The organism is Duganella sp. CF402 (genome assembly GCF_900109645.1).
Classification (GTDB): Bacteria; Pseudomonadota; Gammaproteobacteria; order Burkholderiales; family Burkholderiaceae_D; genus Rugamonas.
This window is the reverse complement of the sequence record NZ_FOBG01000001.1, coordinates 1,494,170-1,516,734: the sequence shown is the minus strand read 5'-3', so window position 1 is coordinate 1,516,734 and position 22,565 is coordinate 1,494,170. Positions and strand designations below refer to the sequence as shown.

Below are 22,565 nucleotides of genomic sequence, written 5' to 3'. Positions count from 1 at the left end.
TCATGGTCCGCATCTACGATCCCGGCCAGCTGTTTGACAGCACGATAGCGCACCTCAGCTTGCGCAACGACCGCGAACTGTGTCGCCAGCTGCAGGTCGCTGCGCCGCTGCTGCGCAAGATGCGCCAGCGCCAATTGCCGATCAGCGGCGTGGTGCTGCTGCGGATCCACGAGATCACCGGTATCAGCTTGCTGGAATTGCGGCAGTGGATGGGCGACCGGCGCCGCCGGTTTCGCCTGTCGTCGCCGGGCGCGGCACGCATGGCTGCGGCGCCAGCGGGGCCGCTGTTACCTTAGTCCGCCGCAGGGGCGGCGTCGATCGCGGCCCGGACCGCGTCGGCGTTGCCAAGGTCGACCTGGCGGCCGCCGGGACCGTCCTGATAGCGGAAATGCAGGCCGTCCGCCTTGACCACCAGCCAGGTGTCGACCTCAATACAGTCATACGGATTCTCGATGTTGACCGCATCGATTTTCAAACGCATGCCGGGCTGTAGCAACCGTACTGTGTTCTTGGTCCTGAGCGTCGGCAGCGGGAAAAAATTGGCGGTGCTGAGGTCGACGCCGTGGTGCTTGCCGCCGTTATCGGTATCGGCCGGCTGATCGGGCCCGCTCAGGTAGCGGCGCTGCAATTGCGCCAGATTGCCCAGCCGCCGGGTTTCCTGTTCACTCAAGGGATGGCGGGCATCGCTGGTGCGCCTTCTGGCGGGGGCCGCCAGTACACGCAGTATCACGTGGCGCGGTACCTGATAGTGCATCATGTAGGCCCAGGCCGCACTGGCGCCGTTGACCGCATCAATCAGGATGCCGGTGCGGACCTTGACTGCCAGTCGGATATTTTCGCGGTTCTGCATGACAGTGTGCCCATCGAAAGGAGTAGAGCAGATCACCTTAGCAGGTTGACGGCCGCTGTCCACTGCGATCTATCGCTGTCGTGACAAGCAACAAGCCTCAGCCGCGACGGCAAGGTTGGCGCTGGCGCGTGGCATGCATAAAGCTGCACTGTTCTGGTGAAAACGCTGTAAGATCAAAGGCGCATGCATGGCTTTCCCTTTCACTCGCGGGTTCGATCCGTAATTCCGTTCTACCGTGCTACCTCCGACGCCGGCTTGTCCTGGGGCGGCATCACTTGTTCGCCCGCGCACTCTTGCCCACCCCCGGATACGCGATTGCCCTTTTTAGATCGGAATAATCGGATGAATAATATCCAATATCAAGAGATGCTTGATGCGGACGGCCAGAATTTGGCAGTGCGTTCCTTCCTGCTGATGTACAGTTGCGATCGCGTGATCAGCATTTCTGACATGAGGAATCACATGGAAATGTCTGGCTGGGGCGGTATGTGGCCTGAGGTAGTCTCTGCTGCCAGGGACAAGCAGGATCTGACCAAAGCTTGCGCTCAAGTGTGGATTCGATACTTGTTCTCTCTTGAAGTCTAGCTACTGGCATAGACGATAATCGATTGACGTAGCAGCCGTCGTATCACGTTGCACGATAGCCGCCTGGCTTTCAGACCGCCTGTCCGAACAAGGAAAATATCATCAGCTTCAAAGGGCGCCCGTGGTATCAAAGTGTACATAAACGGGCGGTAGGCCGGGGGGTAGGATCGTTTCACCGTCGTTTTTCATGGGAGAGTTGCAGAAACACCGTCTGGCTTATGGGTTGAAAAGTGGACTGGCGTGCACGCGCAGTATAACTGCCTAGAATGGTGTGGTGGTCCAACCCTACCGGGAAAAACATGACCAATACGATTAGCCGCCGTGCCTTCCTGCATTGCTCCGCCATTGGCGCCGCCCTGTCAAGCGCAACATCGATTTTCTCAATCTTGAGAATTCGCGCTACATGCGGCAGGAGTTCGACCGCGACGGCATCGAGACCATCCGTGCGCAGCTGAGCAAGCGCTGCGCAGCAATCCGCGCACCCGCTTGCTGTTGCTGACCCATATCAGCCATCGCACCGGCCTGGTGTTGCCGGTGGCGCGCAGCGGGCCTGCCGGCGGCAGCTGTGTCCGCATCACCCCCTCGCTGTTCACCGGCCCGGCCGACCTCGACCGGCTGGTGGCCGCGATCCGGGAGATCGCGGCCCGCTAGCAGAACGGCGACGCATCAATCAGAGGTATTGATACGAAATACGTCCTGTTGTAGGCTGTTGCTTCTCTGCCATCATCCGCTCTACCTTGACTTCGATGAATCTCATCCATCCGCTGCCGATCTCGATCCTGACCGTGGACGACCACCCGCTGTTCCAACAGGGCATCGCCAGCGTCATCAATATCGAGCCCGATCTGTACCTGGTCGGCCAGGCGGCCAGCGGCGCCGAAGCGGTCGCGCTGTATCGCCAGACGCGTCCGGCCGTCACCCTGATGGACTTGCAGTTGCCGGACATGAGTGGCATCGACGCCATTACCGCCATCCGTGCGGAATTCCCGGCCGCGCGCATCGTCGTCCTCACCACGCTCGAGGGCGACGTGCATGCGACACGCGCCATCAAGGCCGGCGCGGTCGGGTTCATCTACAAGAGCACGGTACGCAAAAACCTGATTGACACGCTACGCAGCGTCCACGCTGGCGGACGCTGCATTCCGCCGTCGCTGGTGTACGCGCTGGCCGAAACGCGCAACGGCAATGCCATCACCGCGCGCGAGGTCGATGTGCTCAAGCTGGCTGCACGTGGTAATTCCAATCCGATGATCGCCGCGGCGCTGGGGCTGTCCAGCGAAACGGTCAAGGGCTATATGAGCAGCATCCTGCTCAAGCTGGAGGCGCGCGATCGGACCCACGCGGTGATGATTGCCTTGGAACGGGGTATCCTCAGCCTCTGACGGCGCACCTCTGCACAGAGTAGCAGACCGCACTACCTCGATCGAGGTAGTGTGCACAATCCAGCGCCGCCGCTCCCCCTGTTCGGGGGGAAAGCGCGGCGTCATCTTTTCCCCGGCATCGCTCGGCGGCAAGAAAAACAGGCAAGCTGATCCTATGAAAGCGGCTCCCAACCGGGCCAGCTTTCGTGCCTGTGGCTTGCTCACTACCTCAAGCCGCTCACACCGCGTTAAGCAAGGTAGGCTTTTGGAGGATTGATGAACAAACTTAAATTATTGGCCCTGGTTTTCCTGATGTCGGCCAGTCCGGCGTTCGCCGAGAACGTCTGCACGAAACCAGCGCAGGGCATCGCTGCGCAAGCGGTGCCGGTGATTCACTACAAGACGGCGAAGATCGACGGCATCAATGTGTTCTACCGCGAGGCCGGACCGGCCAATGCGCCGGTGGTGTTGCTGTTGCATGGCTTCCCGACCTCGTCCCATATGTTCCGCAACCTGATCCCGCTGCTGGCCGACCGCTACCATGTGATCGCACCGGATTATCCGGGTTTTGGCCAGAGCGACTCGCCCGACCGCGCCAAGTTCAAATACACCTTCGCCAATTTCGCCGACATCACCGACAAGCTGACCGTCGCGCTCGGCGTCAAGAAATACAGCATGTACATGATGGACTACGGCGCGCCGGTCGGTTACCGCATGGCGATCAAACATCCTGAACGCGTGCAGGCGCTGATCGTCCAGAACGGCAACGCCTACACCGAGGGCCTGGGCGCTTTCTGGGATCCGATCAAAGCCTACTGGGCGGACGGCTCGCAGGCCCACCGCGAAGCCATCGGCAACCTGGTGACGCTGCCGATCACCAAGTTCCAGTACACCGACGGCATGAGCGACGTTTCCCGCATCAGCCCCGACAACTGGATCATCGACCAGGCGCTGCTGGACCGTCCGGGCAACCGCGAGATCCAGCTCGACCTGTTCCTCGATTACGGCACCAACCTGCCGCTGTATCCGGACTTCCAGGCCTTCTTCCGCAAGGTCAAGCCGCCTACCTTGATTGTTTGGGGCAAGAACGACAAGATCTTCCCGGAAGCCGGCGCACACCCTTACCTGCGCGACCTGCCCAAGGCTGAAATACACATCCTCGACAGCGGCCACTTTGCGCTGGAAGACCAGTTGCACGTGATGGCGCCGCTGATCCACAACTTCCTCGACCGCAAGCTCTGCAAGGATGCGAAATGACCCATCACCGCACGGCACAGGTGGACGGCCTCACCTTGTTTTACCGCGAGGCGGGGCCGGCCGATGCGCCGGTGGTGGTGCTGCTGCATGGCTTCCCCAGTTCGTCGCACATGTTCCGCCATCTGATCCCGGCGCTGGCTGACCGCTATCGTGTGATTGCGCCCGACCTGCCAGGCTTCGGCCTGTCCGATATGCCGTCCCCTGCGGATTTTTCGTACAGCTTTGCGACCTTCGCCGTCATCGTTGATCAGTTGCTGTCGCAGTTGGGTGTTGAGCGCTATGCACTGTACGTGATGGATTACGGCGCGCCGGTCGGCTTCCGCCTGGCGCTGCGGCATCCTGAACGCGTGTCGGCCCTGATCATCCAGAACGGCAACGCCTATGAGGCCGGCATGGGCGAGTTCTGGGCTAGCACGCGCGCACTGTGGGAGGACAATAGCGCGGCGCAGCGTGACGCCATGCGGCCTTTCCTCAAGCTGGACGCCACCCGTTTCCAGTATGTGGCAGGGGTGAAGGACGAGAGCAGGATCGATCCGGCTGCGTGGATACACGACCAGTTTTTCCTCGACCGTCCCGGCAACGACGAAATCCAGCTGGCCATCATGTACGACTACCGCACCAATGTCGCGCTGTATCCGGCCTTCCATGACTACTTCCGGGTGTTCCAACCGCCTGCGCTGATTTTATGGGGGGTCAACGATCCCATTTTCCTGCTCGAAGGCGCGCAAGCCTTCCTGCGCGATCTGCCGCAGGCCGAGCTGCACCTCCTCGATACTGGCCATTTCGCGCTGGAAGACAAGAGCGACCAGATGGTCCCGCTGATCCGGCAATTCCTCAAATAAAGGAGAACTACCATGCAAACCACTTCAACGGCAAAAGCCAGCGTGTTGGCCACCGGCGGCGGCGCGCGCCTGCTAGACCCGGCCGACACCCTGGTGCTGCTGCTCGATCACCAGTCCGGCCTGTTCCAGACCGTCAAGGATATTCCGGTCGCTGACCTGCGGCGCAATGTGGCCATGATCGCCCGGCTGTGCACCTTGCTGAAGGTGCCGGTCATCACCACCGCCTCGGAGCCGGCCGGCAGCAACGGTCCGCTGATGCCGGAAATCCACGAGCTGGCGCCGCATGCGGTTTATGTGCCGCGCAAAGGCGAAGTCAACGCGTGGGACAACGAAGACTTCGTCGCCCAGGTGCGCGCGACCGGCCGCAAAACGCTGGTGATGGCGGGCGTCTGGACCAGCGTGTGCGTGATGTTCCCGGCGCTCGACGCGGTGGCGGCAGGCTACGACGTCTATGCCGTCATCGACGCCTCCGGCGACCCGGGCGAGATGGCGTCGCGCGTGTCGCTGGCGCGTTTCGTGCAGGGCGGCGTCAAGCCGACCAGCACCAACGCCTTGCTGTCGGAAATGCACCGTACCTGGGCGCGTCCGGAAGCTGCCGACCTGGCGCAGCTGTATGCACTGGCGGCGCCAAATTACGCTGCGGTGATGGAGAGCTACGCACGCGCGCAGCAAGCCGCCAGGGACAAGGTTTAAGGAGCTGGCCATGACATACGGATTCATGGATGTAGCGATCACGCCGGCGGTACGTGCCGCGCAGGCCGAGAGGGGCGCGGACCATCTTTGGGCCGATTTCAACGGGCATCGCGACTTCGATCGCTTCACCGATCAGGAGGCGGCCTTCATTGCGCAGCAGGACACGCTATATCTTGCCTCCGTGTCGGAAACCGGCTGGCCCTACGTCCAGCATCGCGGCGGACCAGCCGGGTTTCTGAAAATGATCGACGACCAGACGCTGGCGTTTGCTGATTACCGGGGCAACCGGCAATACATCAGCACCGGCAATTTCAAGGCCAATGACCGCGCCTGCATGATCCTGGTCGACTATCCCCGGCGCGCCCGGTTGAAGATCTACGCCCACGTCGAAAAGCTGGCGCTGGATGCCGACCCGCAGCTGGCCGAACGCGTGCTGGACCCGGGCTACGCAGCGCGCCCGGAGCGGATCTTCAGACTGCGTCTGCAGGCTTTTGACTGGAACTGTCCGCAGCACATTACCCGGCGCTACACCGAGTCCCAGATCGCCATCGTGGTCGAACCACTGCGCGAGCGCATAGCGCAACTGGAACGGGAGAATGCCGCGTTGCGCCGCGCCTGAACAGCATTATTCATAGGCTAGCCGGCTCGCCAACGTGACGACCACGCTGGTACCCGCTGCTGGCACGCTGTGGATGGCCAGCCTGGCGTTGATCCGGGCCGCCCGCTCGCGCATGCCGGTCATACCCCAATGCCGTTCTCGCCGCCCGGTTTTTCGTACCGAGTCGTCCAGTCCCTTGCCTTCATCGCAGGCTTCCATCGTGAACATCGTGGCGCCATAGCACAGCTTCACCATCAGCACTTTACTGTCAGCGTGGCGCAGTGCATTGCTGATGGCCTCCTTGGCGATGGCGAACAATTCTTCTTGCACGTGGACTTGCAGCTGACGCCGTGTACCTTCCTCTTGCAGCGAGAACGCCACACCATAGGGGAGGGCGGCATTCTCACCCAACGCTCTCAGCGCGGATCCCAGATCGCCGCTACAGAAATGGTTGACGCGCAAGTCCATCAGTTCCTCGCGGCCTTCTTCCACCACTGCGTCTGCCGCGTCCAGCGCCTCGTCGATCTTTTGCCGGACCGCGTCATCTTTCGGCAAAGCTGCCTTGATACTGTGGAAGCGAAGACTCAGGCTTAGCACGCTTTGCAGGAAGGTGTCGTGCAGGGTACGGGCGATGCGTTCTCGTTCATCGATGCGCGTGCGTAAGCGCTCGACCGCGCGCGCCGTCATTTGCTTTAGCCGCCGCAGGTACAGCAGGTAGAGACCGCCGGCCAATATGCTGGCGCACAGCAGCTTGAACCACATGGTCTGGTAAAACGCTGGCGTAATGTAAAAGCTCAAGCTGGCGGGCGCATCGCTCCAGACGCCGTCCTCATTGGCGGCCATCACTTCGAAGCGGTAATTGCCGGGACCAAGGTTGGTATAGAAGGTTTGTCGTAGCCCGCCGGCGTCGCGCCACTCATGGTCCTGACCGATGAGTCTGGTGCGAAAACGCGCCCGTTCCGGAATCGATAATACGGCGGCGGTAAAATCGATATGCAGGTTCTGGGTGTGCCGGGGGAGTTCGATACCGTTGGCGGCGCGATAGCGCTGGTGGTCTGTGTGCAGCCAGGTGACCAGCGGTGTTGGCGCGACCCGGTTGCGATGGATCTCGCGCGGGTCGATCAGACCGACGCTGCTTGAGGTGGCGTACCACAGGCGGCCGTCATCCGCCTCGATCAACGTGTTCAGTGGGCGCAGTTGCTGGGCCGCGCCGGCATAGCCGTCCAGATAGTCGAAGTGTTGGTCCGAGACCTGGTCAGCGCCGTTGCGTGCAGCGGTGAGCTGCGCTGCATCGATACGGACCAGACCGTCGGAGCAATGCATCCACAGCTCGCCTTGTGCCGTTTCGACGATGCCGGAAACGCCGGAAAAGGGGTGGCCGCTGCTATCGTTGATCGCGACAAAGCGCCCTTGGTGAAAATATGCCAGGCCTTGATCGCCACCGACCCACAGGGTGCCGCGCCGACTGAACATCGCCAGCACGTTGCCAACCGTCAGACCATCGGTAGCATCGAACTGCTGGATCTTGCCGTGCTGTAGCATTGCCATTCTATTGTTGGTGTAGCCGAACCAGAGCCGCTCTTGTTCGTCTGAATGCAGCGATAGGGCGGTACGCTCCGCCAACGCCGCATGGCCGCCACCTGCATCCCAGACGCCATTGTTGAATGTATATACGCCGCGTCGCCCTATCGACACCCACAGCAAGCCATCGGCGGCCACGGCAAGCGCCTGGGTTGCCTGCTCTTGCAATGGCGGCGGGTACGGCCAGAGCTGCACCTTGCCGGCTTGCCTGCGCCACAGCCAGTGAGGATCGCCGAACCACAGCGTGCCATCCGGCGCGCGCGTGCCAGCGGTTGCGGAGTACATATCGCTTGCGATGCGGCGGCCGTCAGCCGCGATGGCAAAGGTTGGCGGGGAGATCGGGTCCTTCGATGAGTGGCTGCTGATCCAGACTTCGCCATCGGGGCCGGGAGTGAGACTAAAATCGGTGCTTCCCGCCGGCATCTCCTGCGGCAAAAGACGGGTTTCCCGAATCCGGTCAACGCCGTTCTCGGTGATAAACCACAAATTGCCTTCGCGGTCTTCCAGCGGCGGGCGGTAGACGCGAACGGCGCTGAAATCGTGAGGTGCAAGTAATTGCTTCTTCAGTTGTAAGTCTGGGCTGTACAAGTGCAGGCCGTCTCCCTGACCGATCCACCATGCGTTGCGGCGATCACGGTGCACGCTGTACGGCGTGGCAACCGTGGTGGGCAGGCGGGGGACGGTGACGCTGTCCGTCGCTGGATCATATAAACGCGTTGGCTTGCCGAATCTGAAAATGAGGACCTTGCCATCCGCCAGCAGTTGACTCGGTTGCATACTGCCAAAGTCGCTGATCCGCCGGAATCTATGCGTGCCGGGGATATTGCGATAGACACCCGTAAGGTGCGTTACCAGCAGACTGCCGTCATGCAAAATGTTGAGATGGGGTTGGTCGCCGTAAGGTAAGCCATCGGCCGGCAACACCTGTCGCCAGCGCGAGCCGTCTAACCAGTAGATGCCGGAAGTACTGGAAAACCACATCGTATCGTCGCTGGTTTTTCCGAACCGTGAGATGGCATTTGGCGGCACGCCTTCTGCTTCGCGGTAATGCCGTACCGTGCCGCGGTCAAACACCGAGATGCCGCCATGCTCGTAGCCTACCCATAGCGCGTCACCGAACAAGGCCAGCGCGTACACATTGGGCGACAGCAGTCGGTGGCCGGCGATATCATCCATGCGTTCGAAACGGACACCGTCAAAGCGGAACAGTCCGTTGACGGCGCCAAACCAGAGCATGCCGGTCCGGTCCTGCACCATAGCGCTGGCATCGGACGGCGCGCCGTCACGGTTGACCCAGGCTTGGTGGAGCGGGCTAGACTTCCAGAACGGCAGCGGTTCAACTGCGGAGTTGGCAAGCGGAGAAAATGCCGTGAGTACGGCCAAGGTACCAGCCCAGACGTTCACTATAACAATTTCCTCCTTCGTAAAATGATGAAAGTATTATAACTTGCAGCCCGAAGGGGCTGCTTTTTTCTGTCCATAAGGTAGATTACAAGCGGTGCAAATGATGTTCTTCCTCCAGCACGGCTATCGCGTCATCGCGCATGACCGCCGTGGCCACGGCCGCTCCACCCGAACCGATACCGGCAACGACATGGACACCTACAGCGCCGACGTCGCGGAACTGGTGGCGGCATTGAAGGTCAAGAACGCCATTCACGTCGGCCATTCCACCGGCGGCGGCGAAGTCGCGCGCTATGTGCGCCGGCATGGCAAGGCTCTGGTGTCGAAAGCGGTGCTGGTCAGCGCGGTGCCGCCGATCATGGTGAAGTCAGAAACCAATCCGGAGGGCGTGCCGCTGGAAGTGTTTGACGATATCCGAAGGGTACCGCATTCAATCGCTCGCAGTTCTATATGGACCTGACGCTGCCGTTCTATGGCTTCAACCGTCCCGGCGCGAAAGTATCCGAGGCGGTGCGCACCAACTGGTGGCGCCAGGGCATGATGGGCGGCGTCAAGGCGGCCTACGATTGCATCTACCAGTTCTCGCAAGTGGACTACAGCGACGATCTGCGTGCGCTGGACATCCCGGTGCTGGTGCTGCATGGCGAAGATGACCAGATCGTGCCATTCCAGAACAGCGGCGTGAAATCGGTGAAATTGCTGAAGCACGGCAAGCTGATTTCCGATCCCGGCTTCCCACACGGCATGCCAACCACCCATGCCGACGTGATCAACGCCGACCTGCTCGCGTTCTTCAAGTCCTGATTTCTACGCTTCCTCCAGCTCGCTGCGCGCCTCGCGCCGCAGCGACTGCGGCGCCACGCCCAGTTCGCGCACAAACACTTCCCTGAGATGTTCCCGATCGCGGAAGCCGGTTTCCCGCGCAATCACTTCCAGCGGATGGCGGCCTCGTTCAATCATATTCCGGGCGGCTTCAACGCGCAGCTGTTCGATGGCCTTGGCTGGCGACTTTCCGGTCTCGGATTGAAAAATCCTGCTGAACTGGCGCGGACTTAAATTTGCTTCCCTCGCAAGGTCATCCACGCGCAGCGGCAGCGCCAGGCTTTTGCGCGCATACGCAAGCGCCTTCTGGATGCGGTCCGATTTGGGCGCCAGCTTCAACAGCTCGGACTTCTGCGACTGCCCACCCGAACGCCGGTGATCCATCACCAGCACGCGCGCCACGGAGGTCGCAATCTCCGGCCCCAGGTCTTTTTCCACCATGCCCAGTGCGAGGTCCATCGCCGCAGTGAGGCCGGCGGAGGTCCAGATCGGTCCATCGACAATGAATATCCGGTCCGGTTCGATCCGCGCCAGCGGATGGCGTGCCTTCAGTGCCTCGGCATAGGCCCAGTGGGTGGTGGCGCGCCGGCCATCGAGCAGGCCGGCCTGGCCGAGGAAGAACGCGCCGGTGCACAGGCCCACGGTGCGCCGCGCCTGGGTGGAGGCGCGCCGGATAAACGCCGCCTCGTCGGCGGTCGCGGCGCCGGCGATCGGATCGACCACGCCACTGATCAGCCAGCTGTCGGCCTCGGCGCCGGTACCGGCCGCCAGGGTGTTGATCGACACCCCCTGTGAGGAACGAATCTCGCCGCCGGCCACCGAATAATTCTTCACCTGATACACCTGTTCGCGTGCCACCACGTTGGCGAATTCAAACACCGACTGCGTGCCGAGCGCCATGATCTGAAAGCGTTCAGTCAGAAAAAAACCGATTCGATGCATCGCCAATACCTGTGTCCGTGTCCTAAAACCCCATTATAAATGGCCTGGAAAATGCCGTGTATTCCCCGGAAGATATGGGCTACGGACCGCTGATATAAATGAAAGGAGCGTCATGAATCACCTATCTCCGAGTCTGAATGCGGAGACGCAATTTGCCGACATCAACGGGCGCCGGCTGGCGTATCGCACCTTTGGCAGTGGCCGGCCGCTGCTGCTGTGCGTACGCTTCCGGGGCACGATGGATAGCTGGGATCCGCTGTTTCTCGACAGCCTGGCAGAACAAGGCTTGCAGGTCACGGTGTTCGATTACACCGGGCTGGGGCAGTCTACCGGCGAGCCAACCTATAACCCGGCAGCGCTGGCGAAGGACGCCATTGAACTGATGACCACGCTGCGCCTTGGCAAGACGATCATCGGCGGCTGGTCGATCGGCGGCATCGCCGCGCAGATCGTGCTGGCGCAGGCGCCGCAATTGATCAGCCACGCGGTGTTGATCGGCACCACGCCGCCCGGCCCGCTGGTGCGCAGCGGCGAACAGCTGTTCTACACGATGGCCAAGCGCGAGAACGATTTCGATGACTTCACCCGCTTGTTCTTTGCACCGCACTCGCCAGCGAGCCGTGAGGCCGCCGTGCAATCGGCGCAGCGGCTGGCCCAGCGCACGCAAGGTGTCAGCCCAGCTGTGCCATTCCAGTGGGCGGGGCAGCAACTCGGCGATGCGCCGAAAAATCCGGTGTTTCCATCGGAAGCGGTGCTGCAAGCACTGAAGACCACCGCCATCCCGGTGCTGCATCTTGGTGCGGACCACGACATCGTGTTCCCGGTGGAGAACTGGTATGCACTCAACGGCCAGTTGCCCACGCTGCAACTGGTCACCTTTCCGCAAGCAGGCCACGGCCCGCAACAGCAGTACCCGCGCGCAGCGGCCCTGCATATCGCTGCATTCCTCGCGATGCGGCCCAACCTCTGAAACAACGGGACCCATTACATGACTGATCTGATCGACTTCGCCCTCCAGGCCGCCGGCGGCCTGCAGCGCTTTCGCAGTTTTAACAGCGTCTCCGCACAGCTGCACCACTCGGGCGTGCTGTGGCAGCGTGGCGCCGCCTGCGCGTGGAGTTCGCGCCATCGATCGCCACCCACAGCGCGGTCCAGACCTTTTATTTCGATGCGGACGGCTTGCTGCGCCGCCACGACTACGAGGTCGACATCCAGGGCCGCAACGCAGCGGCGCGCTACCTCAGCGACTACGTCGAAGTGCAGGGCATCCGTATGCCGAGCCGTTTCCGCATTTATCCGCGCGCGCCGGACAACCTGGCGCTGGCCGAACCGCTGATCGTCGGCGTCGATCTGTCCGATTTCCGTTTTGAATAAAGGAAGCAGTATGCAGCAGGCATCAACTTATCGCGCTGTGGTGGCCACAGCGCCCGGCGAACTCACCCTGGTGGAGCGCGCCGTGCCGCAGCCGGGGCCGGGCCAGGTGCTTATCCGCGTGCACGCTTGCGGCGTGTGCCATTCGGATAGCGCCACCGTGCAACGCCCGGTGCCGGCAGGCGTCCAGCCGATGGTGCCGGGCCACGAGGTCGTCGGCCGGATCGAGGCTGTCGGCGAAGGCGTCACCGGCTGGTTGCCCGGCCAGCGCGTGGGCGTCGGCTTCCTGGCCGGTGAAGACCGCACTTGCCCGTCTTGCCGGCACGGCGACGTCGTCAACTGCGAAAGCCCGGTGATCACCGGCATGAACACCGACGGCGGCTATGCCGAAGTCATGCTGGCCGAAGCGCGCGGCCTGGTGCGCGTGCCCGATGAACTGCTGGCGGTGGAAGCGGCGCCGCTGCTGTGCGCCGGCCTCACCACCTTCAACGCGCTGCGCAATGCCGGCGCCCGCGCGGGCGATGTGGTGGCGATTCATGGCCTGGGCGGGCTGGGCCACTTGGGCGTGCAGTTTGCCAACAAGATGGGCTTCCACACCGTGGCCATCGCACGCGGCGCCGACAAGGCGGCGCTGGCGCAGCAGCTGGGCGCACATCGCTACATCGACGCCGACGCTGAAGACGTGGCGGCCGTGCTGCGCGACATGGGCGGCGCCCAGGTGGTACTGGGCACCGCACCGACCGGCAAGGGCATGGCGGAGGTGGTGCGGGGGCTGTCGCCGCGCGGCAAGCTGATCGTGGTGGCGGTGCCGCACGATCCGATTTCGGTGAACGCGGTAGACCTGGTGTTCGGCGGCCGCTCCATCATTGGTGCGCTCACCGGCTCCGTCACCGACAACGAAGAGACCCTGGGCTTCGCCCAGTTGCAGGGCGTGCTGCCGATGATAGAAACCTTCCCGCTCGAACAGGCGCAGGCCGCCTACGACCGCATGATGCGCGCAGACGTGCGCTTCCGCGCGGTACTGGTCATGCATCCCGACGCTCAACAACACTAACAAGGAAACATCCATGAGAGCCATTGTCTACACCCAGGCCGGCCTGCCCATCGACGATCCCAAGGCCTTGTATGAAACCGAGTTGCCGCAGCCGCAGCCGGGCCCGCGCGACCTGCTGGTCAGGATAGAAGCGGTATCGGTCAATCCGGTCGATTCCAAATTGCGGCTCGGCGTGCAGCCGGCCGGTCCGCGCATTCTCGGATGGGACGCGGCCGGCACGGTGACGGCGGTGGGCGCCGAGGTGACCATGTTCAAGCCGGGCGATGCGGTCTGGTACGCGGGCGACATTACCCGCGCCGGCAGCTATGCCGAATACGGCCTGGTGGACGAACGGATTGCCGGCCATCGTCCGCGCTCGGTGTCGGCCGTGCAGGCTGCCGCCTTGCCGCTGACCGGCATCACCGCCTGGGAACTGCTGTTCGACCGCCTGAACATCGCCGAAGGCGGTGGCCAGGGCCAACGCTTGCTGGTGATCGGCGCCGGCGGCGGTGTCGGTTCCATCCTGGTGCAGCTGGCCGCCAAGCTGACCGGCCTGACCGTGATCGGTACCGCCTCCCGCGCCAACTCGCAAGCCTGGGTGCGCGAGCTGGGCGCGCATCACGTGATCGACCACAGCCAGCCGTTCGCGCCGCAGCTGGCCGCGCTCGGCGTCGCACAGGTCGACCATGTGGTCAGCCTGACGCATACCGACAGCTACTACCCGCAGATCATCGAGGTATTGAAGCCGCAAGGCCAACTGGCGCTGATCGATGATCCCGCCACGCTGGACGCCATGCCGCTCAAGCGCAAATCGATTTCGCTGCATTGGGAATTCATGTTCACCCGCTCCATGTACCAGGCGCAGGACATGGCCGCGCAACATGCCTTGCTGGACCGCCTTGCCGCCCTGATCGACCAGGGCGTGATCAAGACCACAGTCGGCCAGCAGCTCGGCGCCATCAGCGCCGCCACCTTGCGGCAGGCCCATGCCCTGGTTGAAAGCAACAAGACGTTGGGGAAAATTGTCCTCGCCGGTTTTTAATATAGTCGTTTGAAGGAATTCGTATGTCGCAACAAGCCACCACCAACTACATCGATGTCAATGGCATCCGTACCGCTTACCGCCGCCGCGGCCGCGCGGACGGCCCGCCGCTGCTGCTGTTGCAGCACTTCACCGGCACGATGGACAATTGGGATCCTGCCGTGGTGCAGGCGCTGGCGGCCGAACGCCCGCTCATCCTGCTGGACAATGCCGGCGTTGGCGCCTCGCACGGCCAGACGCCTGACAACGTTGATGCCATGACGGCGCACGTGATCGCCTTTGTTACCGCGCTGGACCTCCAGCAAGTCGACCTGCTGGGCTTCTCGCTCGGCAGTTTCATTGCCCAGCAAATGGCCCAGCGCCGTCCCGAGTTGCTGCGTAAAGTCATCATGGTGGGCGGCTGCCCGCCGGGGCAGGGCGCCGCCACGTTCCATCAGGTAATCGCCGGCGTGGCCGACAAATCGGGTGCCGACGTGCTGCTGCAATTGTTCTTCACGCCGAGCGTGGCCAGCCAAGCGCTGGGCCAGGCGTTCGTGCAGCGCTTGTCGTTTAGCGGCGAGCATGGCCCGAATCCGTCGGAACAGGTCTTCGCCGCGCAATACCAGGCAATCGTCGCGTGGTGCGAATCGGCGTTTGATGATGCGGCGTTGCGGGCGATTCCGCATCCGGTGCTGGTGGTGCAGGGCAGTAACGACACCATGTTCCCGACACCGCAATCGGTTCGCCTGTTTGAAAGCCTGTCCAATGCGCAGTTGAGTCTTTACCCGGACTCGGGTCACGCCTCGCTGTTCCAGTATCCGGCGCTGTTTGCCAGCCAGGTTAATTACTTCCTGTCCGCGCAATGACCGTACGCAAGATACTGGTCCAGACCACCATTCCATCCACGCTGGACGACTGGGCGATCGACCGCTTCAGCCAAATGGTGGCGCTGCTGGGCGCGCAACGCGATGCGCGCGGCGCACCGCTGTTCGAGGTGCAGGCGCGTGACCGCGATAGCGGCGCGCGGCCCGATAGCGTGCTGTCGCAGCTGGACACCAGCGACGTCGATGTACTGTGGCTGCTGGCGGTCGATGTGGGTAATGGCCTGCATCCGGAAGAGTGCCGCGCCATCGAGCGTTTCCGGCTGCGTGGCGGCGGGCTGATGGTGGCGCGCGACCACATGGATCTTGGTTCGTCGGTTTGTGACTTGAACGGCATCGGCCTGGCACATCACTTCCATACGCGCAACCAGGAAGGCGACGCCAGCCGGCGCGTGAATGACGACGTCGCAACGTCCTACATTCACTGGCCCAATTACCACTCCGGCCGCAACGGCGATTATCAGGAGCTGCAGGTGTGCGGGGCCATCCACCCGGTACTGGCCGATCCCGGCTCGGCGAGCGGCGCGATCCGCTTTTTCCCGGCGCATCCGCACGAGGGCGCGGTGAGTGCGCCGCCGGACCAGCCGGCCCGGGTGATCGCCTGCGGCCGCAGCAAGGTCAGCGGCGAGCAGTTCAACCTGGTGGTGGCGTTCGAGCGTCACCAGCAGCATGGGCGCGCCATTGCGCAGAGCACCTTCCACCACTTTGCCGACTACAACTGGGACGCGCGCACCGGCTGCCCTGGCTTTGTTAGCGAGGCCCCGGGCGACGGCATGTCCACCCATCCCGCCGCGCTGGCCGACATCCATCGTTACGTCATCAATGTGGCGCGCTGGCTGGCAGGCGATTTGTAATTTTTAATTTAGAAAGACAGAAAGAGAATCATCATGGAAAAATTGTTAGATCAAGTCATTGAGGCACACGGCGGCATGGCACGCTGGAAGAGCTTTAGCACCTTGTCCGCGCATTTGTCGCAAGGCGGCATCATCTGGCCGCTGAAGGGCAAGGGCGGCATGCTGGACGAAGTGGACATCAAGATCGCACTGCATCATCCGTGGACGTCGCACAGTCCGTTCGGCGGCCCCGAACGCCGCACCGCTGTTACGCCTGAGCGCGTGGCTATTGAAACCGTCGACGGCCGCGTGCTGGAAGAGGTGCTGGCGCCGCGCGCTTCGTTCGATGGCCATCAACTGGACACCCCGTGGACCGATGCCCAGCTGGCCTACTTTGTTGGCTACGCGATCTGGAATTACTTCACCATGCCATTCACGCTTGCCGCGCCCGGTTTCTCGGCGACCGAACTGCGCGCAGTGGAGGAGGATGGACAGCGCCTGCGGCGTCTTGAAGTCCGGTTCCCGTCGACGGTCGCCACCCATAGCCCGGTACAAATATTTTACTTCTCCGATGACGGCTTGCTGCGTCGTCACGACTATGAGGTCGATATCAGCGGCGGCGCACCGGCGGCGCACTATCTGTCCGGCCACATCACGGTGCAAGGCATCACGTTCCCGACCAGGCACGTGATCTATGTGCGTGACGCCGATGGCAAGCATCAACCTGAGCCGGTGGTAGTGTCGATCGACGCCAGCGCCATCACCCTGGCCTGAGCGAGGGGAAGCGAGTGACGCCAGCAAATCCTTTAAAGGTCGGCATTTGCCATGCCGAGGCCAGCGCGGGCGTGAATGGGATGTGCGTACCGCTTTGTCGGCCGGCGCGCATGGCTACCTGCCGCAGCAGTGCAATGCGTCCGAGCTGATGACGGCGCTACGCACGCTCGGCGCCGGCGAACGTTATTTCAGCAGGGATTTGCTGGCACGCGCCGCCGACAACCGTCTGCAGGACGGCTTTACCCAACGCGAGAACGACGTGCTGAAATTGCTGGCGCAGGGACAGTCCAACAAGCCGATCGCCCGCGACCTTGATATCGGCGTTGGCACGGTGAAGTCGCACATCAAGTCCTTGTTTAACAAGCTGGGCGCCAGTGCCCGTACGCAGGCGGTGGTATTGGCGACGCAACGCGGCATCGTCTCTCCGTAGCCAACCATATTTCATCCATATTCCCTGGCCTTTACATGCATCCGGACCACCCATTTCATACTGCATTGTCAACTTCGGCGTACCTCGGCCAGCAAACTGCTGCTGACCTTGTCTTTCTGGATCACGCACAGGCTGTACGCGCCGCTGATGCGCATGTTCGGTGCGCCGGGGACCGGTACGCTGGCGGATCCCGCAGGCCTGCCGCTGCTGTCGCTCATCCTGACGCTTTGTTTCCTGGTCTTCACGCCGCTCACCAACGGCATCGTGCGCCTGATGGAAAACCAGGCCGACGTTTACTCGCTCGAGCATGCGGAGGAGCCGGACGGCATGGCGATTGCACTGCTGCGCACCGCGAACTATCGCGCTGCGTCGCCGGGTCGGCTGGAGGAGTGGCTGTTTTACGACCACCCCGCGATCGCCCGCAGGATCGAGCGCGCCGTCGAATGGAAGCGACTGCATGGACGCGGGTAGCCTGCGGGTGTGGCGAGCCCGGAGCAATCAATTGCTTATCCGCCCGCGTGGCTGTTGCCACCGTGGGCGGCGATGAACATGGCGACGGCTGAACGGCAATAGGATGCGATTTCGTTGTCGTCTTTTGCGCGCGCCTCATCGAAGCGTACGATAGTCAGGAGATCGGATCCTTTGATCAGCGCGGCAAACAAGCGGGCGGATGGAAGAGGGGCGGGCACGTTCAGCGCCCCCTTCTCGTGCAACTGCCGCAACAGGGCCTCGATCTGGGCGATGACATAGGCGGGGCCGGCTTCGTATTGCAGCTTGCTTAACGACTTTTGATTCGTCGTGTCGGCCATGATCATGGCTTCGACCCCACGCACCTCCGGACTCAGGAGCGTGCGCAGCAGGGATGACCCCACCGCCATGAGCTGGTCTTCGGCCGATCCGTCGGCGCCTTCAAAAAGGGGCTGCGGTACAAACTGATGGCAGCGGCCCGCGATGGCCGCGCTGAACAGCGCCTCCTTGTTCTCGAAATGCCGATAGATGCTGAGCTTGGATATTTTTGCCCGCTGGGCGACCTTGTCCATCGTCGTCGCTTGAAAACCCAATTCCACAAAAAGTTCGTACGCGGCATCGACTATGGTTTGTCCAAGCGCCGCGTTGACGGGCCGGCCGCGCCGGGCCTGACTGTTTTCGCTCATAAAAATTCCAGTACTCGTTAGTATTCTAATTCTCAAATTATGATACTATGAAGTATCTTAAGTGTGCAATCCAGATCATCCCCTCACGTTCGGAGTCCATCACCATGAATGACGTCATCATTATCGGCGGCAGCTTTGCCGGCCTTGCCGCCGCCCTGCAACTGGGCCGTGCCCGCCGCAAGGTCATCGTTCTCGATACCGGCCTGCCGCGCAATCGCTTCGCCGGCCACTCGCACGGCCTGCTCGGGCACGACCACAAGCCACCGCTGGACATCCTGGCCGAGGCGCGGCAGCAGCTGGCGCGTTATCCCACGATCAGGCTGGTCCATGCCCGGGCCGACAGCGTCGCCGGCGCCATTGACCAGTTCTCCGTCACCACCGGCGATGGTCAAGGCCTTGAGGCGCGCCGGCTGATCCTGAGCTATGGCGTTGCCGACCAGATGCCCGATATTCCGGGCTTCGCCGACAACTGGGGCGCCTCCATTGTGCCTTGTCCCTATTGCGATGGCTTTGAGGTCGCCGGCCAGCATTGGGGCCTCGTCTGGTCGGGCCCGCAGTCGCATAATTATGTCAGGCTGTACCACGATTGGACCGACAGGTTGACGGTGTTCGCCGATGGTCACGACATTGCACCCGATATCAGGGCCGACCTGGAACGCCGCGCGATACCTGTGGTCGAGGGCCGGGTCACCGGAATCGCCCGTCACGGGGACCATCATGCCACCGTCAAGCTCGATGCCGGGCCCGATGTCGCGGTCGACATGTTGTTTGCGCATCCGCGCAACAAGCCATCCGCCAGCCTGCATGAATCATTGGGCCTGGCCACGGTCAACACGCCGTTCGGTATCGCCCTTCAGGTCGACGAGCGCCGCGAAACCAGCATGCCCGGCATCTATGCGGCGGGTGATCTCGCAAACCCGCTGATGGCCTCGGTCACCGCAGCAATAGCGCAGGGCGCGACGGCGGGTATCTCCGCCCAGCAGTCGATGCTGGTTTGAGGACGACGATGTCTTAGCCGGTTGTCAGCCTTCGCTCTGCCAGCCGCCGCCGAGGGCTTTGTAGAGCGATACCGTGGCTTGCAGGCGTTTGAGTTTCAGTATGCCCAGCTCATTTTGCACGTCCGACAGGTTGCGCTGGGTATCGAGCACGGTCATCAGGTCTTCGGCCCCGGCCTTGTAGCGGATCTCCGATAAGTTGAAGGCAAGGCGCGACTGTTCCAGTTCCACCTCTTTCAGCCGGCGCTGTTCGTCGAGACTGCTGATCTGGCCCAGCACCGTGTCCACTTCCGCCAAGGCCGCGAGGACGGTCGAGCGATAGGTCTGCACCAGCTCTTGCTTCTGTTCGATGGCGAGATCACGCTCGGTCCGCAAACGGCCGCCATCGAAAATCGGCGCCACCAAAGAGGCGCCGACATTGGCGAACAAATTTTGGGCGTTCAGCAGCGACAGCAAGGCATTGCTTTGCGTGCCGGTCGATCCGGTCAGGCGAATGCTGGGGAACAGTGCCGCGCGCGCTGCTTCGACATTCGCGCTGGCGGCTGCCAGCACCGCTTCCGAACGGCGGATGTCGGGGCGCCGCGACAGCAGTTCGGACGGCATGCCCGCCGTTACTTCGGGCAAGCGGATGGTGGCCAGTCCGCTATCGCTGACTTTGAAGGTTTGCGGCGACCGGCCAAGCAAGATGGCCAGCGCAGACTGCGCCTCGCGCTGCTGCTGCAGCAAAGCAGGGATGGTGGCATGTTGGCTGGCGACGGCGGAACGCTGGCGAGCCAGGTCCACCGAAGTGGCGGCGCCGACGCTGCTCTGGGCTTCGACCAGCGACAGCACATGCTCTGCAGTGCTGGCGTTCTCGCGCGCGACGGCGAGCCGGTCGTGCAGGGACAAGAGCTGCAGATAGGTCGACACGACGCCGCTGGTGACGGTGAGCGCCACGGTTTGGCGGTCGTAGAAATTGGCCCGGAGCGATGCCTCGGCTGCGGCAACGCTGGCGGCGTTCTTGCCCCAAAAGTCGAGCTCGTAAGACACCTGCAACTGTCCGCTGGTTGAAACATTGGCGTTGCGATTGCCCGCCAGCGGCAGATCCCGGCTGGCGCTTGCGGAGGCGTCGACGGACGGCAGCAGCGCGACGCCGGCAATCCGTGCCTGCGCCGCCGCCTGGCGCATGCGCGACAGCGCGGCCGCCAGTTGCAGGTTGCTGTCCTGGCCCTCGCGCACCAGTTGGCTCAGTTCGTCGCTGCCGAAGCGTTGCCACCAGTCGGTGTCCGGCCATTCCTGGCTGCCCGGCTTGCCCGCCTGCGACCAGCCGGCCGGCAATTCGACTGTCGGCGCCGGTTCCGCCACCGGGATTTTGTGGGCACAGCCGGCCAGTAAAATGCCGGCGAGGCAGCCCGCCAGCACGCGCACGCGCGGCGCGTAGTGTGCAGCGCCTTGCTTCATGGCGCTCCCACCGACGCAGCGGGCTTGGGCTGAATGATGAACTGCACCTTGGCGGTCATGCCGCTCATCAGTTCCTGCTCCGGATTATCGACCTCGAACAGCACATTGTAAAAAGTCTGCTTGCCTTGCTCGCCCGTGCCGTCGGCAGGTACGGGCAGCACCTGGCGCAGCTTGCCCGACCAGGTGCGGCCGGGATAGCCGGGCGTCTGGAAGTTGGCGGTCATGCCGCGCTTCAGGCGCGTCACATCGGCCTCGGCCACGCGCGCCTGGACCGTCATCTGCGACAGGTCGGCAATGCGCATCAAGGGCAGGGCCGCCTGGCCGACGCCCACCGTTTGCCCGACGCGCGCATTAAGCGCCACCACGGTTCCCGACAGCGGCGCCAGCACCTGCTTTTGCCGGTTGCTTTCTTCATCGAGTTTCAGCGTCGCTTCCAGCTGCTGGATCTGCGCGTTGATGGAGTCCAGCCGGGCGCGGGCCGACGAGACATTCATGCGGCTCGACTCGAAGCTTTCTTCGCGGGTGGCGTTTTGCGCCTTGAGCTGGGTCTGGCGCTTGAACTGCGACTCGGCGAAATCTGTCTGGGCTTGCTGGTCCGCCAGTTCGGCCCGCAGCCGCGCCATTTGCGCACGGTTGCTTTCCATCTGGTTGGCGCGCACCGCCGGCGAGATTTCCATCACCAGCTGGCCTTCCCGCACGGCGTCGCCGACCGCAACCGGCACATCCTTGATCTGGCCGGCGACCTGGGCATTGACGTCGGCAAACCGGTGGAACTGCAATTTCCCGATGGCGTCGACCGTTTGCGGCGCCTCTGCTGTTTCCAGTGCTTGCGCCAGCGAGAGATTGGCTGCCAGTGCCAGCACGAGCGCTGCTGCGGCCAGGCGGGTAGGGCGATGGGCGCGGTCTTTTTTGTCGTTCATCAGTTTTACTTCGTTCAAAACAGCAGTCATTGTTTATTGTCCCAGCAGGCGCAGCGATTCGTCCCAGGCGCCTTGCCACGGAGAGAGGAAGTCGTGGGTCTTGAATGCGCGTTTCAGCGGACCGAACGGCACGCGGTAGACGTCATGCAGCCCGAGCGCCAGCGTGACGGGATTCCAGACCGCGTTGCGCTTGCTCTTGCGGGCGCTGGCTTTGACGCGGGCGCCATCGTCGCCAAAGATGCCGATAGCCTCATCCAGGGCGCGTGCCAGGTCCAGCCGCACCATGCCGGCAAATGCAGTCAGTACCTCGTCCTTGCCGATACCTGCTTGCGACTCCTTGGCGGCCCCGCTGTTGTCCTGCGGTGGACGCTGCGCGGCTTGCGCTTCGTGCTTGAGCTTGCCGGCGAGCCGCTCCAGGTCTTTTTTCTGGAAGCGCAGCTGATCGAGCGGGCGGCGAAATCCGGGCTCGGGCAGGCGAGCCGGCAGTTTGTAGGCGTCTTTGGTAAACGTGATCAGGACGTCTTCGCTGCCGGCTGCCAGCCGGGCAATGTCGTCGGCGAAAAAGATGGGGGCGGCGTAGCCGCCATTGGCGTCGCCGAACAATTCAGGATAGGCGGCGTCATAGTCGAGCCACACGACTGGCGTCAGCGCGTGTTCAAGCAGGCGCGCCAAAGTCCAGGCGTCGCCGGTTTGCCGGGCCATCCAGGCGCAGGCTTCCGTGGTGGTTGCCCGGAAGGGCAGGTCGATAGTATTCATGGTACGGTGGGCGGTGTTGGTT

Annotated in this window: 25 protein-coding genes and 1 pseudogene; 19 read left to right on the top strand and 7 right to left on the bottom strand. The window is 62.8% G+C overall.

Annotation, left to right across the window (positions count from 1 at the left end; genetic code table 11):
- Positions 1-2 precede the first annotated feature (2 nt).
- Positions 3-296, top strand: a complete 294-nt coding sequence (locus BMZ70_RS06735) for a hypothetical protein (RefSeq protein ID WP_092271490.1) — start codon at positions 3-5, stop codon at positions 294-296.
- On the opposite strand, the gene BMZ70_RS06730 is transcribed toward BMZ70_RS06735, so the two are convergent.
- The gene (locus BMZ70_RS06730) at positions 293-850 is read right to left on the bottom strand and encodes a hypothetical protein (RefSeq protein WP_092271488.1); all 558 of its coding nucleotides are present in this window, start codon (positions 848-850) and stop codon (positions 293-295) included. The genes BMZ70_RS06735 and BMZ70_RS06730 overlap by 4 nt on opposite strands.
- Before the next feature lie 342 nt (positions 851-1,192).
- On the opposite strand from BMZ70_RS06730, the gene BMZ70_RS06725 reads away from it, so the two are divergent.
- The 7 genes from BMZ70_RS06725 (at position 1,193) to BMZ70_RS06700 (ending at position 6,207) form a co-directional block, all read left to right on the top strand.
- Positions 1,193-1,435 (top strand): hypothetical protein, encoded by a 243-nt coding sequence (locus tag BMZ70_RS06725; protein ID WP_092271486.1) that lies wholly within the window; start codon positions 1,193-1,195, stop codon positions 1,433-1,435.
- A 486-nt stretch (positions 1,436-1,921) separates the two neighbouring features.
- Positions 1,922-2,086, top strand: coding sequence for a hypothetical protein (locus BMZ70_RS28290; RefSeq protein ID WP_165403509.1), 165 nt, complete (start codon positions 1,922-1,924; stop codon positions 2,084-2,086).
- A 95-nt stretch (positions 2,087-2,181) separates the two neighbouring features.
- On the top strand, positions 2,182-2,817 hold the full coding sequence (locus BMZ70_RS06720) for a response regulator (RefSeq protein ID WP_092271484.1): 636 nt from the start codon (positions 2,182-2,184) through the stop codon (positions 2,815-2,817).
- Positions 2,818-3,072: 255 nt separating this feature from the next.
- The gene (locus BMZ70_RS06715) at positions 3,073-4,053 is read left to right on the top strand and encodes an alpha/beta fold hydrolase (RefSeq protein ID WP_092271482.1); all 981 of its coding nucleotides are present in this window, start codon (positions 3,073-3,075) and stop codon (positions 4,051-4,053) included.
- Positions 4,050-4,895, top strand: coding sequence for an alpha/beta fold hydrolase (locus BMZ70_RS06710; protein ID WP_092271480.1), 846 nt, complete (start codon positions 4,050-4,052; stop codon positions 4,893-4,895). Before BMZ70_RS06715 ends, BMZ70_RS06710 begins: the two co-directional genes overlap by 4 nt.
- 12 nt (positions 4,896-4,907) lie before the next feature.
- Positions 4,908-5,588, top strand: a complete 681-nt coding sequence (locus BMZ70_RS06705) for an isochorismatase family protein (RefSeq protein WP_092271478.1) — start codon at positions 4,908-4,910, stop codon at positions 5,586-5,588.
- A 10-nt stretch (positions 5,589-5,598) separates the two neighbouring features.
- Positions 5,599-6,207: a pyridoxamine 5'-phosphate oxidase family protein gene (locus BMZ70_RS06700; protein ID WP_092271476.1), complete on the top strand. Its 609-nt coding sequence runs from the start codon at positions 5,599-5,601 to the stop codon at positions 6,205-6,207.
- A gap of 6 nt (positions 6,208-6,213) precedes the next feature.
- On the opposite strand, the gene BMZ70_RS06695 is transcribed toward BMZ70_RS06700, so the two are convergent.
- On the bottom strand, positions 6,214-9,150 hold the full coding sequence (locus tag BMZ70_RS06695; protein ID WP_130300880.1) for a sensor histidine kinase: 2,937 nt from the start codon (positions 9,148-9,150) through the stop codon (positions 6,214-6,216).
- Positions 9,151-9,268: 118 nt separating this feature from the next.
- On the opposite strand from BMZ70_RS06695, the pseudogene BMZ70_RS06690 reads away from it, so the two are divergent.
- A pseudogene (locus tag BMZ70_RS06690) lies at positions 9,269-9,975 on the top strand (alpha/beta fold hydrolase); the annotation flags it as partial.
- 3 nt (positions 9,976-9,978) lie between these two features.
- Here BMZ70_RS06690 and BMZ70_RS06685 read toward each other — a convergent pair.
- Positions 9,979-10,935 carry a GlxA family transcriptional regulator gene (locus tag BMZ70_RS06685; protein ID WP_092277628.1) on the bottom strand — a complete coding sequence of 319 codons (957 nt, stop codon included), beginning with the start codon at positions 10,933-10,935 and terminating at the stop codon, positions 9,979-9,981.
- A 112-nt stretch (positions 10,936-11,047) separates the two neighbouring features.
- On the opposite strand from BMZ70_RS06685, the gene BMZ70_RS06680 reads away from it, so the two are divergent.
- The 9 genes from BMZ70_RS06680 to BMZ70_RS06640 all read left to right on the top strand — a co-directional run bounded on the left by BMZ70_RS06680 (position 11,048) and on the right by BMZ70_RS06640 (position 17,749).
- A complete protein-coding gene (locus tag BMZ70_RS06680; protein ID WP_092271472.1) occupies positions 11,048-11,905 on the top strand; it encodes an alpha/beta fold hydrolase in 858 nt (285 codons plus the stop codon).
- Between the two features lie 119 nt (positions 11,906-12,024).
- Entirely contained in the window at positions 12,025-12,309 is a 285-nt protein-coding gene (locus BMZ70_RS06675) for a hypothetical protein (RefSeq protein WP_229205321.1), read from the top strand.
- A gap of 10 nt (positions 12,310-12,319) precedes the next feature.
- Positions 12,320-13,360, top strand: coding sequence for an alcohol dehydrogenase catalytic domain-containing protein (locus BMZ70_RS06670; RefSeq protein ID WP_092271470.1), 1,041 nt, complete (start codon positions 12,320-12,322; stop codon positions 13,358-13,360).
- A gap of 13 nt (positions 13,361-13,373) precedes the next feature.
- On the top strand, positions 13,374-14,381 hold the full coding sequence (locus BMZ70_RS06665; protein WP_092271468.1) for a zinc-binding alcohol dehydrogenase family protein: 1,008 nt from the start codon (positions 13,374-13,376) through the stop codon (positions 14,379-14,381).
- Positions 14,382-14,404: 23 nt separating this feature from the next.
- Positions 14,405-15,226 (top strand): alpha/beta fold hydrolase, encoded by an 822-nt coding sequence (locus BMZ70_RS06660; protein WP_092271466.1) that lies wholly within the window; start codon positions 14,405-14,407, stop codon positions 15,224-15,226.
- Positions 15,223-16,095: a hypothetical protein gene (locus tag BMZ70_RS06655; protein ID WP_092271464.1), complete on the top strand. Its 873-nt coding sequence runs from the start codon at positions 15,223-15,225 to the stop codon at positions 16,093-16,095. Before BMZ70_RS06660 ends, BMZ70_RS06655 begins: the two co-directional genes overlap by 4 nt.
- A 33-nt stretch (positions 16,096-16,128) precedes the next feature.
- The gene (locus BMZ70_RS06650) at positions 16,129-16,848 is read left to right on the top strand and encodes a hypothetical protein (protein ID WP_092271462.1); all 720 of its coding nucleotides are present in this window, start codon (positions 16,129-16,131) and stop codon (positions 16,846-16,848) included.
- An 82-nt stretch (positions 16,849-16,930) separates the two neighbouring features.
- Entirely contained in the window at positions 16,931-17,278 is a 348-nt protein-coding gene (locus BMZ70_RS06645) for a LuxR C-terminal-related transcriptional regulator (protein WP_229205320.1), read from the top strand.
- 6 nt (positions 17,279-17,284) lie between these two features.
- On the top strand, positions 17,285-17,749 hold the full coding sequence (locus BMZ70_RS06640; RefSeq protein ID WP_307184029.1) for a M48 family metalloprotease: 465 nt from the start codon (positions 17,285-17,287) through the stop codon (positions 17,747-17,749).
- 35 nt (positions 17,750-17,784) lie between these two features.
- Here BMZ70_RS06640 and BMZ70_RS06635 read toward each other — a convergent pair whose 3' ends face one another.
- A complete protein-coding gene (locus tag BMZ70_RS06635; RefSeq protein ID WP_092271458.1) occupies positions 17,785-18,432 on the bottom strand; it encodes a TetR/AcrR family transcriptional regulator in 648 nt (215 codons plus the stop codon).
- Positions 18,433-18,536: 104 nt separating this feature from the next.
- Here BMZ70_RS06635 and BMZ70_RS06630 point away from each other — a divergent pair, with 104 nt between their 5' ends.
- Positions 18,537-19,430 carry an NAD(P)/FAD-dependent oxidoreductase gene (locus BMZ70_RS06630; RefSeq protein ID WP_092271456.1) on the top strand — a complete coding sequence of 298 codons (894 nt, stop codon included), beginning with the start codon at positions 18,537-18,539 and terminating at the stop codon, positions 19,428-19,430.
- 24 nt (positions 19,431-19,454) lie between these two features.
- Here the strand turns inward: BMZ70_RS06630 and BMZ70_RS06625 are convergent, their stop codons facing one another.
- From BMZ70_RS06625 to BMZ70_RS06615, 3 genes are read right to left on the bottom strand one after another with little or no spacing between them, the layout of a single operon-like run.
- Positions 19,455-20,867: an efflux transporter outer membrane subunit gene (locus BMZ70_RS06625; RefSeq protein ID WP_092271454.1), complete on the bottom strand. Its 1,413-nt coding sequence runs from the start codon at positions 20,865-20,867 to the stop codon at positions 19,455-19,457.
- The gene (locus tag BMZ70_RS06620) at positions 20,864-21,787 is read right to left on the bottom strand and encodes an efflux RND transporter periplasmic adaptor subunit (protein ID WP_229205319.1); all 924 of its coding nucleotides are present in this window, start codon (positions 21,785-21,787) and stop codon (positions 20,864-20,866) included. The genes BMZ70_RS06625 and BMZ70_RS06620 overlap by 4 nt, the downstream gene beginning before the upstream one ends.
- Positions 21,788-21,820: 33 nt before the next feature.
- The gene (locus tag BMZ70_RS06615) at positions 21,821-22,543 is read right to left on the bottom strand and encodes a hypothetical protein (protein WP_092271452.1); all 723 of its coding nucleotides are present in this window, start codon (positions 22,541-22,543) and stop codon (positions 21,821-21,823) included.
- Between the last annotated feature and the right edge of the window lie 22 nt (positions 22,544-22,565).

Bases quoted from the DNA above. Each gene is read 5' to 3' on its own strand.
- BMZ70_RS06625 (WP_092271454.1), bottom strand. From the start codon at position 20,867: ATGAAGCAAGGCGCTGCACACTACGCGCCGCGCGTGCGCGTGCTGGCG.
- BMZ70_RS06715 (WP_092271482.1), top strand. From the start codon at position 3,073: ATGAACAAACTTAAATTATTGGCCCTGGTTTTCCTGATGTCGGCCAGT.
- BMZ70_RS06670 (WP_092271470.1), top strand. From the start codon at position 12,320: ATGCAGCAGGCATCAACTTATCGCGCTGTGGTGGCCACAGCGCCCGGC.
- BMZ70_RS06685 (WP_092277628.1), bottom strand. From the start codon at position 10,935: ATGCATCGAATCGGTTTTTTTCTGACTGAACGCTTTCAGATCATGGCG.
- BMZ70_RS06615 (WP_092271452.1), bottom strand. From the start codon at position 22,543: ATGAATACTATCGACCTGCCCTTCCGGGCAACCACCACGGAAGCCTGC.
- BMZ70_RS06655 (WP_092271464.1), top strand. From the start codon at position 15,223: ATGACCGTACGCAAGATACTGGTCCAGACCACCATTCCATCCACGCTG.
- BMZ70_RS06630 (WP_092271456.1), top strand. From the start codon at position 18,537: ATGAATGACGTCATCATTATCGGCGGCAGCTTTGCCGGCCTTGCCGCC.
- BMZ70_RS06660 (WP_092271466.1), top strand. From the start codon at position 14,405: ATGTCGCAACAAGCCACCACCAACTACATCGATGTCAATGGCATCCGT.
- BMZ70_RS06710 (WP_092271480.1), top strand. From the start codon at position 4,050: ATGACCCATCACCGCACGGCACAGGTGGACGGCCTCACCTTGTTTTAC.
- BMZ70_RS06650 (WP_092271462.1), top strand. From the start codon at position 16,129: ATGGAAAAATTGTTAGATCAAGTCATTGAGGCACACGGCGGCATGGCA.
- BMZ70_RS06720 (WP_092271484.1), top strand. From the start codon at position 2,182: ATGAATCTCATCCATCCGCTGCCGATCTCGATCCTGACCGTGGACGAC.
- BMZ70_RS06735 (WP_092271490.1), top strand. From the start codon at position 3: ATGGTCCGCATCTACGATCCCGGCCAGCTGTTTGACAGCACGATAGCG.
- BMZ70_RS06725 (WP_092271486.1), top strand. From the start codon at position 1,193: ATGAATAATATCCAATATCAAGAGATGCTTGATGCGGACGGCCAGAAT.
- BMZ70_RS06700 (WP_092271476.1), top strand. From the start codon at position 5,599: ATGACATACGGATTCATGGATGTAGCGATCACGCCGGCGGTACGTGCC.
- BMZ70_RS06730 (WP_092271488.1), bottom strand. From the start codon at position 850: ATGCAGAACCGCGAAAATATCCGACTGGCAGTCAAGGTCCGCACCGGC.
- BMZ70_RS06665 (WP_092271468.1), top strand. From the start codon at position 13,374: ATGAGAGCCATTGTCTACACCCAGGCCGGCCTGCCCATCGACGATCCC.
- BMZ70_RS06680 (WP_092271472.1), top strand. From the start codon at position 11,048: ATGAATCACCTATCTCCGAGTCTGAATGCGGAGACGCAATTTGCCGAC.
- BMZ70_RS06705 (WP_092271478.1), top strand. From the start codon at position 4,908: ATGCAAACCACTTCAACGGCAAAAGCCAGCGTGTTGGCCACCGGCGGC.
- BMZ70_RS06620 (WP_229205319.1), bottom strand. From the start codon at position 21,787: ATGAACGACAAAAAAGACCGCGCCCATCGCCCTACCCGCCTGGCCGCA.
- BMZ70_RS06635 (WP_092271458.1), bottom strand. From the start codon at position 18,432: ATGAGCGAAAACAGTCAGGCCCGGCGCGGCCGGCCCGTCAACGCGGCG.